This is a genomic window from Oribacterium sp. C9, assembly GCF_002007235.1.
Taxonomy (GTDB): Bacteria; Bacillota; Clostridia; order Lachnospirales; family Lachnospiraceae; genus Oribacterium.
This window is the reverse complement of sequence record NZ_MUHW01000012.1, coordinates 108,005-119,848: the sequence shown is the minus strand read 5'-3', so window position 1 is coordinate 119,848 and position 11,844 is coordinate 108,005. Positions and strand designations below refer to the sequence as shown.

Sequence of the window (11,844 nt, the reverse complement as noted above, 5' to 3'; positions counted from 1 at the left end):
ATCATTAGAAGTAGATTTTGTCCTGGAAACAGTAAATACAATGATAGAAAAGCATTGTGTTGCGCTAACAACTGAAACCATAATCCATAGTGACCAAGGCTGTCACTACACAAGCTGCAGCTTCATTCAACTTGTAAAAGACAAAGGGTTACGCCAGTCTATGTCAAGAAGAGGCAATTGTTGGGACAATGCTCCACAGGAAAGCTTTTTCGGAAGGATGAAAGACCACATAAAATCCAAGCTTAAGAACTGCACTACTTTTGAGGAAGTTAAAGCAATAATAGATGATTGGATGGATTATTATAACAACGATAGATATCAGTGGAGATTAGCAAAGCTATCTCCTAATGAATACTATGAATACATAACATCAGGAGTATATCCTTTAAAGGATGTTATACCTTCAAAAAGATATTGAGAAGAAGGTAATTTAATAAAATATAGACATCTGCTAGACTGATTTTTCTCAAATCCCTTCTTCTTACTTTGTCCTTGACAAGGGGTACACTTTAAAGAGCAATTAATAAGGATGGTTTGTCGAAAGCTTAGGAAGTTCAAAACAGTTTCTCAGATTGTTGAAGACCTTGAAGAAGATGAAATAAAGATAAAGGCTATTTGTGATGCAGCAGAAAAGTTCGCGCCTGATTTTGACGAAGAGAAGGTTATCATAAGTGTAATGGGAGAAGTACGTATTTGATAAAATGGTACTGGACACCAAGTATAAGATAATAAAGGCAGGATTCTTGCATTCTAAAAAATGTAGGGAACCCTGCTCTTTGAGATATTGAACTTTACAAACTGAACAGATCGCTATGACTTCCCGTGCGGGAGGCTGTGAGTATCAGTTGATCATTGTCAATTGCATAGATTAACAACCAATCCGGCTGGATATGACATTCCCGGAAACCAATATAGTTTCCAACCAGAGGATGATCCTGATACTTTTCATCAAGGACTTTTTCATCAAGAAGATCGTCAATGACAGATTTAAGTAAAAACATGTCTTTACCTTGTTTTTTCATCCTCTTGTAGTCTTTCTTAAATTTGGTAGTTGGTTTGAGCGTTAGCATCAGTCAATCACTCGTCCTCAGCATCAAGTTCATCAAACAGCTCTCGTGCTGAACTGTATGACTTTGAAGGAATCTGTCCTGACATGATGCCTCTTGCTTCAAGGATAGCGTCCTCGGTCTCACGGTTGTAATGTGGAAGCCTGACATTAAACGGAAGCCCTCCTACGAGAAGCGAGTTTTCAAAGAAGATGTTTACCGCTTCGGGCAGTGACATGCCAAGGCTGGAATACAAAGATTCCAATGCACTTTTCTTTTGACTGTTCATTCGCATGTTGAAATTGGTATCTTTTACTGCTGTTGCCATATGATCACCTCCTAATGTAAAGATAACTCAAAAGTAAAACGTTTGCAAGTAAATGTTTTACATATACTCTAATGATATATCTTATTGAGGGTGACTTGAGAGTAACTGGTACAATTAAATCATAGATCCGACTAAACAGCTGAGGTTATCAGAATCCTTTATAAATCCGGATAAGACAGGCTCTTTTGAATGGACAGCAACCTGATTTAATCTTAACAAAGGAAAAAATGACGAACTAAGATTTCAATTTAAAGTACTGGACGGATATATGACGCTTATCGAAAGGATACGCGAAAAACTAAAATGCTCAGAAGATATAGAGAAGGCTGTAGATTCTGCAGTTGTTTCATGTATTGAGGACGGAATACTGAAGGAGTTCCTGATTGCTCATAGGGCGGAGGTAATAGACATGTGTCTAACGGAATATGATGAAAAAACATTTGTAAACGGTATCAAAGAAGAGGGGCGTGAAGAGCGAGATAGAGAGAAAATTACTGAGCTGCTTCAAGATGGAAAGACACCAAAGGAGATTGCTGATTTCTGCAAGTATCCGATGGAATTGATTAAAATAGTTCAGGAAAGTATGATGGTGGTGAAGTAATTTACTGCAAAAATTTAATATACAATAGATTCAGAGCAGGATTCCTATGATATCAAAATGTAGGAATCCTGCTATTTTTGTTGTGGTGATGAAATTTTTAAGAAACTAATCTTTTGACTTAACCAAATATAAAATAATATTTATAAAATTCAGCCGAATAGTCGACATTTTATATGATCAGAAGGCCTAGGAAGAAAAATTGGTTTGATAAAAGTCGAAAAATGATTGACACTGACGTTAATTGTAAGTTGATATAATAATTTAGTTTGATTGCTTTGTAAAGGTGATAGTAACTAGAGCTGAGGAAATATATTTATGAAAATACTTGCAGTAATTCCTGCTAAGGCTGGGTCGATAGGAATACCAAATAAGAATATAAGGATAGTTGGGGGACATCCTTTAATTTATTATTCTATCTGCAATGCATTAAAATCTGAATTGATTACAGATGTTATCGTTACAACAAATTCTCCAGAAGTAAAGATAATTGCTACTCAGATGGGGACTGCTGTGCGATGGCGCAATGAAAGTCTTTGTGGTGATGATGTTACTTTAGACACTGTAATATATGATGCGATAGACCATACTATAGCATGGGATTACATCGTCACAATGGAGCCTACTTCACCAACTCTTAGTTCCAATACAATAGACCGTGCAATTTCTTATGCTATCAATAATGACTTAGATACACTGATATCTGTCTTGAATAATCCGCGTTTATCATGGGGGATTAAAGACGGAAAAAAAGTGCCCAACTATAGTCAACGTCTTAACCATCAATATTTGCCACCTTGTTATATTGAAACAGGTGCATTTTTAGTATCAAAGGCTTCAATTATAACTGAATCAACAAGAATAGGCTCAAAGGTAGACGTATATGAAGTTCCAGAAACGGAGGCCCATGATGTAGAGTCATTTTGGGATTTGCAGGCTGTCGAAAACATATTAAACAGAAAAAAAGTAGCGATTTATGTGAATGGTAATAATAAGCGAGGAATTGGACATATATACCGTGCGTTAGAACTTGCTGATGAGTTCTATACTAAACCTGATATATATTATGATAGTAATCAAACCAATCCAAAAGTATTTGGTAATACATCACATAACCTTATACCGGTAAACGGAATTGCGGAGCTTTTTGATATTTGCAGAAAAGAACAATATGATATTTTTATCAATGATATCCTTACTACTTCGATTGACTACATGATTGGTCTTAGGACGGTACTTCCAAAGGCTAAGCTAATTAATTTTGAGGATGATGGAGAAGGTCAATTGAAGGCGGATCTTGTGTTTAATGCATTGCTAAGCGAAAATGATTTACCTCAGGTAAAGGCTGGAGAGCGCTATTATATTTCTGGAAAAACATTTATGTTCTATGAGCCTATTGAAATTAGAGAGAAAGTAAAAAATGTTTTTATTTCTTTCGGAGGAGCTGATCCACAGAATTATTCTGATCGACTGCTTTCGATGATTTCAAAAAAAGAATATCAAGAATATAAGTTTATTGTAGTGCTTGGAAGAGCAAAACAGAATGTTCAAGAATTACTTAAATACGCTGATAAGGAGAATATCGAGGTACTATATGATATTCCAAATATGCCTGAAATAATGACCAGCTGTGATATAGCAATTACATCGAGGGGGAGGACTGGATATGAGCTTGCAATGTTAGGAATTCCAGCTATTGCAATGGCTCAAAACGAGCGAGAAGAGAAACATGGATTTGTAAGTAACGAAAATGGTTTTACATATATAGGCTTGAATCCTGAAGATGAAATAATTGAGAGTAATCTAAAGATGTATTTGTCATTATCTAGGAAAGCAAGAAAAAAATTCCAAGATAAGCTTCTAAGCCATGATTTGCGTGGTGGACGTAAAAGAGTAATGAGTTTGATTAACAGTTTGTGAGGGCGATAATTCATGGAGAAAAGAAATTCAATATGTATTATTCCAGCAAGAGGTGGGAGTAAAAGAATTCCAAGAAAGAATATTATAGATTTTCTTGGAAAACCACTTTTGGCATATTCGATTGAAGCTGTCAAAGATTTAGGTATTGCAGAAACAATAATTGTTTCTACAGATGATAAAGAGATAGCAGAAATCGCACAAAGATATGGGGCCGATGTTCCGTTTTTCAGAAAAAAAGAGCTTGCTGATGATGACACAGGAATCGCAGATGTGTTGATAGATGTTATTGAACGCTATAAAAACATTGGGATTGAGTTTAATTATACTATTTGTGTGTTGGCATCTGCACCATTACTTCAAAAGGACAAGCTAATTGAAGCTTTTAAGTTATTAAATGCACGAGACGATTTGGAGTCGGTTTGTCCAGTTGAGCCATTTTCGTATCCTCCGCAAAGAAGCCTTGTTGTCAGAGATGGAAAAATAGAAATGTTACATCCTGAAAACTACTTTAAAAGATCCCAGGATTTTGAGAAATTATATCATGATTGCGGTCAGTTTTTTATGTTTAGAACAGAGGCTTTACTTAGGGACAAAAAATTATATACACAAAATATGGCTCCAATATATCTTGATGAAGTAGAGTCTCAAGATATTGATAATTACACAGATTTAGAACTTGCAAAGATAAAATATAAATTACTATTTGAGAAAGATGGTAAGAAGTGATGAAGGTTCTTTTTACAGCAGTTGGGTCCATTGGAAGTAGACATATCGGCAATTTAATAGAGATTTGCCAAGATATGGGTATTAAAGTAGATATAGATGTTGTTCGAAAATCTCATAGAGTGTTATCGGATAATTTAAAGGCATTAATTAATAAGGAAATATGGGATGAAACGGAAATAGCTGAATATTACGATGTAGTATTTATAACTGATGAAACAAAATCACACTATGAAAATATAATAAAGTATAGAGATAGATGTTCACATATGTTTATTGAGAAACCAGTTCTCGATGACATAGGATATGATATTAGTGTCATAGAACCAAAACAAGGGTCTGAATATTATGTTGCCTGCCCGATTAGACATTCTCGATATTATGAAGAACTTATGAAAGTAGTCAAAAGAGAGGATGTGTATTCTGTAAGAATAATATTCTCTAGTTATATGCCAAACTGGCAAAAAGGACGTGATTATAGAAATAGTTTCAGATGCTTCATGAATCGTGGTGGGGGAGTAGATATTGATTCTCTTCATGAAATTGATTACATGACTTCACTTTTTGGATTCCCAAAACGAACTTTTAGAGTTGCTGGTCAATACTCTAATTTAGTTATGGATGCACCAGATTTAGCGACATATATATTTGAGTATAAAGACATGCTAATAGAAATGCATTTAGATTATTTTGGACGTACAAATAATAGAAGGGTTGAATTTTATACTAAGAATGATGTCGTTATTGTTGACTATAACAAGCATATTGTCGAGCATCAACTTTTAGGAGAGATTGAGGACTTTGGAGTTGATGACAGATTCTATCAAAAGGAAATGAAATATTTTATAACGCTTATAAATTCTAATGGTATGGTTGAGAATATTAATCCAATAAGCAATGCGATAAAGAGTTTAAAACTAGCCAAAGGCTATAACGATTGAGGGGAGATATGAGTATGAATTATAAAAATCTATTCTCTCTGCAAGATAAGAAGGTGGTTATCACAGGAGGATGTGGATATCTTGGAAGAGAAATAGTAAAAGGTCTGGCTGACTTTGGGGCAGAAGTAATTGTAATCGATTGGAATATTTCCCAAATTGATGGAATTGTTAGACCAGTTACATATTTACAGTGTGATCTTACTGATACTGATAATATTCGACAGGTTATGAAGGTTGCTGCGGGAGAAGATGGAATCATTGATGTTCTTATTACGATGGCTGCAAATCTTGGCGCAGGTGTACTAAGTGATGTAGAAAATATGGATGATGAATACTGGAATAAGGGGATTGATGGAACGGTAGGGTATACATTTAGGACAATCCGTGAGTCTATTCCATATATGAAAAAAAGTGTAGCGGGCAGTATAATAAATATCGGATCATTATATGCAGTTGGTGCACCAGATCCAAGAACCTATTATGATACACCGTTTAGCTCGACACCTAACTATGGGGCAGGTAAAGCAGCTACTGTTGAATTGACAAAATTTTGTGCTGCTTATCTGGCTAAGTATGGGATCAGGGCGAATAGTGTGAGCCCTGGTTCATATCCTCATGAAAACGTACAGGAAAATACGTTGTTTAAAAAACGCCTAGAAGATAAAACAATGCTTGGACGTATAGGTTATCCAGATGATCTTGTTGGTGTGATGATTTTCTTGGCTTCTGCTGCATCTAAGTATATTACTGGAGTTAATATTATGGTTGATGGTGGCCAAACGGCTTGGTAAAGAAAGGCAGGAAAGGAAAAGAGGATGAAAACTTCAAAACCGTATTTGATTGCTGAGATGGGAGTGAATTTCTATGATACCGCAAAAGCACTTAATATCAAACCAATAGAAGCTGCAAAGATGTATATTGATGCAGCGGCTGAAGTAGGGATAGATTGTGCTAAATTCCAGTCGTATAAGGCAGTTACAATTGTTTCAAAGAACTCCCCTGCTTATTGGGATACCACTAAGGAACCTACAAAGACACAATATGAACTATTCTTAAGACATGATCACTTTGGTGAGTCTGAGTACCAAGAACTTTGTGATTACACCCATTCAAAAGGAATGGATTATACATCAACGCCTTTTGACTATGCTTCAGCTGATTATCTAGAGTCAATGGTTGATTTTTATAAGATTAGTTCTTCTGATCTTTCCAATATACCGTTTATCCGTCATATAGGCAGTAAAGGAAAACCTGTTGTTATGTCTGTTGGTGCATCATATTTATCAGAGGTAGATGAAGCTGTTAGAGCATTAAAAGAATCAGGCTGTATGGATATTACGATTCTACATTGTGTTCTTTCGTATCCAACTGATCCTAAGAATGCTAATTTGCGCATTATTAAGACACTGAAAGATGACTTCCCTGGTATCAAAGTAGGTTTCAGTGATCATGTGGCTCCAGATAATACAATGATGACATTAGCGTCTGCATATATGCTTGGTGCTGATGTTATTGAAAAGCACTTTACTCTGGATAAAACACTTTCAGGTAACGATCATTATCATGCAGGAGATCCTGAAGATTTTAAGAAAGCAATTTCAAACTTTAAATGGATTGACACTGTACTTGGAAGTCCTGAGAAGACGGTGCTGGAATGTGAACAGGTGCCAAGAAGAGAAGCACGCAGGTCACTGGTACTCACAAGAGATATGAAAGCTGGTGAAGTGATTCAAGAAGAAGATTTAATGCCTAAACGTCCAGGAACAGGAATTTCTCCGGTTTATACCGATATTGTTATTGGAAGAAAGGTTATGAGAGATCTTGAAGAAGATACAATACTTACATGGGATATGGTTTAATTTGTCAGATTGTGAATTTAATTTGTTTTAATTCTATTGAAGTGTATTGCAATTTCTAGAAGATGAATATTTGAGTTTGATGTGTGCCAAAACGGAGTTGGGAGGTATATATGAAGTATTGTAGAAAATGTCTTCAACCAGATACAAGACCTGGGATTATGTTTAGTGCAGATAATGTTTGCTATGCATGTTTATGGGAAGAGAGTAAAAAAAATATTAATTGGAAACTCCGTGAAGAGGAATTAAAAGAAATAGCAGAGGCAGCTAAAAGAGAGAGTCATAGTCGAGGAGGGAATTATGATTGTGTTATTGGCGTATCAGGCGGGAAAGATAGTACATTTCAGGCTGTATATGCCAAAGAAAAACTTGGACTAAAGCCTCTTTTAGTAAACTGTGTTCCAGATGAAATTACCGAAGTGGGTCAACACAATATAGATAATCTTAATTCTATATCAGGAGGATTTGATATCATAGCAATACGGCCTAATCCTAGAATAGCAAAAGTACTTTCAAGAAAATGCTTTTTTGAAAGGGGCAATATTATTTCAGCATCTGAATACTGTCTTTGGGCATCTGCCTATATTATAGCTCTTAAATTTGAAATTCCATTGATAATACAAGGTGAAAATAATGCATTGACTTTGGGAACTGCATCGAAACAGGATGAAGGCAGTGATGCTTACAATATTGTCCACACTAACACAGTGAGAAATTTTGATATTGAAGAATTAATTAATGGTACTGGTATACCTAGTGAGGATATGTATCTGTATAAAATGCCGTCACACGAGGAGTTAGATAAAAAAGGTATACGTGCTATATGGCTTCAATATTACGTTAAAGAATGGTCTCAGGTATATAATGCGGATTTTGCAGTTGCAAGAGGACTAAAGGGAAGAATGAGTGAGGATCTTCATGATATTGGAAGATATAGGCGATTTACTGGATTAGATTCTGATTTACAAATAGTAAATCAAATGATCAAATACTATAAATATGGATTTGGTATGGCAACCGATGAGGCTTGCTACGATATAAGAGAAGGCAGACTAAGTCGAGATGATGCCATATGGTATGTTAATGAGTATGATGGAAAATGTGGTGAACAATATATCGAAAAGGCGTGCAAGTATATGGATATTACTCAAGATGAATTCTATCAAGTATTAGATAAGTATGTAAATAAAAAGCTCTTTAAAAAAAATAATGGAAAATGGGAAAGACTATTTGAAATAGGAAAAGATTTTATCGAATAAAAAGGAGTGTGTTGATGATTATCAAAAGAGAATGTGTATTTGATATAAATCCTCCGTTTCCAAGGAATATACTTATGGAACCAACAAATGCATGTAATCATACTTGTGTATTTTGTGGAAATAAATACAAAAAAAGAAGGAATTCAATATGTGATATAGATCTATTTTTTAGAATTATTACTGAAGCTTTTGAATTGGGTAGTAGGGAGATAGGCTTTTATCTTGGAGGTGAACCATTTTTATATAAGAATCTATCAGAACTGGTGATGAAGGCTAATAGTGTCGGCTATGAATATATATATATAACTACAAATGGCGCCTTGGCTAATATAGATAAGGTGAAGAATTTAGTTGATTGCGGATTATCTAGCATAAAATATTCAGTCAACGCAGCTTCGCGAGATATATATAAAATCATACATGGGAAAGATGATTTTGAAATAGTTAAAGATAACATTATAAATTTATGTATAGAAAGAAAAAAATGGGCATCCAAATTAGCAGTGTACATTTCTTTTGTTGAAAATTCGATTAACATACACGAAAAAAAGATCCTAAATGATATTTTTGGCAATTATGTTGATTCAATATATTATTACACTGCAGATAATCAAAGTGGATATAATGAAAATAATGACTTGATAATTGAGAGCGGTAATCAGAATATAAATGTTCCTTGTGAAATGCTGTTTAACAGGATTCATGTCACTAGCGATGGATATATGGATGCATGTTGTATTGACTATGATAACAAAATGGCATTTGCTGATTTAAGAGAAGTTTCGTTATTGGATGCATGGAATAGTCCGATAATGAAAGATTTAAGGAGGCAACATTTAGAAAAGAAAATAGCTAATAATCAATGTTTTAATTGTATATTTAATAGACATGATGATGTGGAACCACTTAATGAAAAACTGTATAAGAAATATTTATCCCAGTCTAAAAACATGGAGGGATAGGATATATGGAAAAAAAAATAATGCGAGAGCATATGAAAGAAAGATTTTCTACTGCACAAGTGATGTCAATGAATCCACCAGTGGCAGAATCCCTTAATATTGAATTGAATAATAGCTGTAATCATAGATGTATTTATTGCATGTATCATGGAGAACATGCCAAACATACAGTTCAACATAAAGTTATGGACTATGCCTTTGCTAAGAAAATAATAGATAATGCTCGTGACTATGGATTCGGTTCAAAAGAATTAGGATTATATATATCGGGAGAACCATTGTTATATCCGCAATTGCCTGAATTGATTGAATATGCGAAAAAAAGTGGGTTTAAGTATATATTTCTTACGTCAAATGGCTCGCTGGCAGATAAAGAGACGATGCGAAAATTAATAGAATGTGGATTGGATAGCATCAGATTCTCTGTTAATGCAGCTGATCGCAGAACATACCAGCTGATTCACGGAGTGGATCATTTTGAAAAGGTATCAGAGAATATTAAAGATTTGTCAGAACTAAGGAAAGAGCTGAAATCCGATATAGCTGTTTCGCTGTCATGTGTTATGACAAAACAAACCATTACACAACGAGAAAAAATGATAAAAGACTTCGGCGATTATGTGGATGATATAGTATTCATTCCGATATCATTCTCAGGATTGGAAGAAGGGAAATGGAGATCGGAATTTGAATTAAAAGAAGGATCAGACATAGAATATGATGATAACTATATTTGTCCAATAGTTTTTAATACAGTATATATTTCCGCAGAAGGTTTAGTTATGCCTTGCTGTAACATTATGAAAAGCGAATATTCTATATGGGATTTAAATAGAGATTTAAATCTAATGAAAGCATGGCAATCTGAAGGGTTTAAAAAATATAGAGCATTGTTCATGGAACAAAAAAGCTTAAAAAATACAATTTGTGAGGAGTGTATGCTTAGGGAAAAAAATAGAATAGAATTTTTAGAATAAAGATATCGTAAAAAAAGTAAATGCGAAATATTAGAATCTAAATTATATTTATAGGTTTGCGAATAATAAAACTATTGTATTTAGAAAATTATAGCTATAAGAGAATATAAAAATGTTAAATAATCCACTTTTTTATCATATTAAGCTTGCGACAAATGGAAAAAAAATATGGTATATCGCGGAACCTTATTCATTGCTGATGGAAGTAGATATAGCCACAAAAAAGATGCAGTGTCTTGGGAAAATACCTGGGACTGACGTAGATTATTCATATCGTGGGATATTTTATCATGAAGACAGGTTATATCTTATGCCGTATGCTGGAAGTACTCTATGTGAATATGACTTTATAAAAAATAATTACACGATTATTCAATTTGATAATAAATATCAGTATCGATTGACTGGCGCGATATATAGAGATGGAAATATTTATATGTATGGAACTATGGGTTTGATAATTAAATATTGTTTAAAAGACAAAAAGGTAACAATTTTATTTATTCAGAACTCACAGGGCACAGATAATAATGTGATTCCACTATGGTGGGAAGGAACAATATTTGATGATAAGATAATCCTACCTAGCCTAGATTCTAATATTATTGTCGAGATTAATAGTAATGATGAAATAATCATAGATCGAATAGGGGATAAGTATGAAAAATGCACTGAAGTTCATATGAATCTTTTAAAAAATGCACTTGTTGCAGTATACCAAAGTGAATTAGGATACATAAATATTGTAAAATATTGTGAGAAAGAAATTGTTAAACATAAGGAATTTGCAATCGGAAAGATTAAACCTTATATTTGGGCAACGAATTGGAAAGATAAATGGTTTTTTGTTCCAGAGAATGGTACCCAGTTATTTTATATTGACTCTACAAAAGATGAACTGTTGTACCTGAGAAACAAAAATAGAGATAAGCTACATATAAAAAACAATCTACAGTTTTCTTGCGGTATAAACTACAAAGAAGTTTATTATACAATAGAAATGAGTAGAGGCTCTCTTTATGAAGTTAATAAAGAAAGCTTAAATTATAGTATTTATAACATTGAAGCAGATGATGCAATAGATTATACAAAGAAGTGTCAAAATGAACGAATGGAAATAAAAAAAATGAGTTATGAGTATAATTTCTTTCATTTAAATGATTTCATAAATTATGTTTGCGTTAAAAACTAGAATAGTAAGAAAGATTATAAGATTTCTAGAAGTAACTGGTGT

Annotated in this window: 14 protein-coding genes; 12 read left to right on the top strand and 2 right to left on the bottom strand. The window is 33.9% G+C overall.

Features of this window, described 5'->3' with window-relative positions:
• Together BXO88_RS09140 and BXO88_RS16525 are read left to right on the top strand one after the other, a co-directional pair.
• Positions 1-418: IS3 family transposase (locus BXO88_RS09140; RefSeq protein ID WP_139355558.1), on the top strand; the 418-nt coding region annotated here is incomplete at its 5' end.
• Positions 419-529: 111 nt separating this feature from the next.
• On the top strand, positions 530-697 hold the full coding sequence (locus tag BXO88_RS16525; RefSeq protein WP_168171667.1) for a hypothetical protein: 168 nt from the start codon (positions 530-532) through the stop codon (positions 695-697).
• Between the two features lie 94 nt (positions 698-791).
• Here the strand turns inward: BXO88_RS16525 and BXO88_RS09135 are convergent, their stop codons facing one another.
• Positions 792-1,070 carry a type II toxin-antitoxin system YafQ family toxin gene (locus tag BXO88_RS09135; protein WP_078037435.1) on the bottom strand — a complete coding sequence of 93 codons (279 nt, stop codon included), beginning with the start codon at positions 1,068-1,070 and terminating at the stop codon, positions 792-794.
• A gap of 7 nt (positions 1,071-1,077) precedes the next feature.
• A complete protein-coding gene (locus tag BXO88_RS09130) occupies positions 1,078-1,374 on the bottom strand; it encodes a type II toxin-antitoxin system RelB/DinJ family antitoxin (RefSeq protein ID WP_078037434.1) in 297 nt (98 codons plus the stop codon).
• A 268-nt stretch (positions 1,375-1,642) separates the two neighbouring features.
• Here BXO88_RS09130 and BXO88_RS09125 point away from each other — a divergent pair, with 268 nt between their 5' ends.
• The 10 genes from BXO88_RS09125 (at position 1,643) to BXO88_RS09080 (ending at position 11,802) form a co-directional block, all read left to right on the top strand.
• Positions 1,643-1,975 (top strand): hypothetical protein, encoded by a 333-nt coding sequence (locus BXO88_RS09125; RefSeq protein WP_078037433.1) that lies wholly within the window; start codon positions 1,643-1,645, stop codon positions 1,973-1,975.
• Positions 1,976-2,290: 315 nt separating this feature from the next.
• Positions 2,291-3,892: a cytidylyltransferase domain-containing protein gene (locus BXO88_RS09120; protein ID WP_078037432.1), complete on the top strand. Its 1,602-nt coding sequence runs from the start codon at positions 2,291-2,293 to the stop codon at positions 3,890-3,892.
• 12 nt (positions 3,893-3,904) lie between these two features.
• A complete protein-coding gene (pseF, locus tag BXO88_RS09115) occupies positions 3,905-4,618 on the top strand; it encodes a pseudaminic acid cytidylyltransferase (RefSeq protein ID WP_078037431.1) in 714 nt (237 codons plus the stop codon).
• A complete protein-coding gene (locus BXO88_RS09110; RefSeq protein ID WP_139355557.1) occupies positions 4,615-5,556 on the top strand; it encodes a hypothetical protein in 942 nt (313 codons plus the stop codon). The genes pseF and BXO88_RS09110 overlap by 4 nt, the downstream gene beginning before the upstream one ends.
• Before the next feature lie 14 nt (positions 5,557-5,570).
• The gene (locus BXO88_RS09105; RefSeq protein ID WP_168171666.1) at positions 5,571-6,347 is read left to right on the top strand and encodes an SDR family oxidoreductase; all 777 of its coding nucleotides are present in this window, start codon (positions 5,571-5,573) and stop codon (positions 6,345-6,347) included.
• 24 nt (positions 6,348-6,371) lie between these two features.
• Complete coding sequence (locus BXO88_RS09100; RefSeq protein ID WP_078037428.1) at positions 6,372-7,415, top strand: N-acetylneuraminate synthase family protein; 1,044 nt, start codon at positions 6,372-6,374, stop codon at positions 7,413-7,415.
• Between the two features lie 110 nt (positions 7,416-7,525).
• Complete coding sequence (locus BXO88_RS09095; protein ID WP_078037427.1) at positions 7,526-8,671, top strand: N-acetyl sugar amidotransferase; 1,146 nt, start codon at positions 7,526-7,528, stop codon at positions 8,669-8,671.
• A gap of 14 nt (positions 8,672-8,685) precedes the next feature.
• Entirely contained in the window at positions 8,686-9,633 is a 948-nt protein-coding gene (locus tag BXO88_RS09090; protein ID WP_078037426.1) for a radical SAM/SPASM domain-containing protein, read from the top strand.
• 5 nt (positions 9,634-9,638) lie between these two features.
• Positions 9,639-10,610 (top strand): radical SAM/SPASM domain-containing protein, encoded by a 972-nt coding sequence (locus tag BXO88_RS09085; RefSeq protein ID WP_078037425.1) that lies wholly within the window; start codon positions 9,639-9,641, stop codon positions 10,608-10,610.
• Positions 10,611-10,722: 112 nt separating this feature from the next.
• Entirely contained in the window at positions 10,723-11,802 is a 1,080-nt protein-coding gene (locus BXO88_RS09080) for a hypothetical protein (protein WP_078037424.1), read from the top strand.
• Positions 11,803-11,844 lie beyond the last annotated feature (42 nt).

What these genes read in the sequence shown, in the direction of transcription:
- BXO88_RS16525 (WP_168171667.1), top strand. Translation starts at nt 530, where the DNA reads ATGGTTTGTCGAAAGCTTAGGAAGTTCAAAACAGTTTCTCAGATTGTT.
- BXO88_RS09135 (WP_078037435.1), bottom strand. Translation starts at nt 1,070, where the DNA reads ATGCTAACGCTCAAACCAACTACCAAATTTAAGAAAGACTACAAGAGG.
- BXO88_RS09130 (WP_078037434.1), bottom strand. Translation starts at nt 1,374, where the DNA reads ATGGCAACAGCAGTAAAAGATACCAATTTCAACATGCGAATGAACAGT.
- BXO88_RS09125 (WP_078037433.1), top strand. Translation starts at nt 1,643, where the DNA reads ATGACGCTTATCGAAAGGATACGCGAAAAACTAAAATGCTCAGAAGAT.
- BXO88_RS09120 (WP_078037432.1), top strand. Translation starts at nt 2,291, where the DNA reads ATGAAAATACTTGCAGTAATTCCTGCTAAGGCTGGGTCGATAGGAATA.
- pseF (WP_078037431.1), top strand. Translation starts at nt 3,905, where the DNA reads ATGGAGAAAAGAAATTCAATATGTATTATTCCAGCAAGAGGTGGGAGT.
- BXO88_RS09105 (WP_168171666.1), top strand. Translation starts at nt 5,571, where the DNA reads ATGAATTATAAAAATCTATTCTCTCTGCAAGATAAGAAGGTGGTTATC.
- BXO88_RS09100 (WP_078037428.1), top strand. Translation starts at nt 6,372, where the DNA reads ATGAAAACTTCAAAACCGTATTTGATTGCTGAGATGGGAGTGAATTTC.
- BXO88_RS09095 (WP_078037427.1), top strand. Translation starts at nt 7,526, where the DNA reads ATGAAGTATTGTAGAAAATGTCTTCAACCAGATACAAGACCTGGGATT.
- BXO88_RS09090 (WP_078037426.1), top strand. Translation starts at nt 8,686, where the DNA reads ATGATTATCAAAAGAGAATGTGTATTTGATATAAATCCTCCGTTTCCA.
- BXO88_RS09085 (WP_078037425.1), top strand. Translation starts at nt 9,639, where the DNA reads ATGGAAAAAAAAATAATGCGAGAGCATATGAAAGAAAGATTTTCTACT.
- BXO88_RS09080 (WP_078037424.1), top strand. Translation starts at nt 10,723, where the DNA reads ATGTTAAATAATCCACTTTTTTATCATATTAAGCTTGCGACAAATGGA.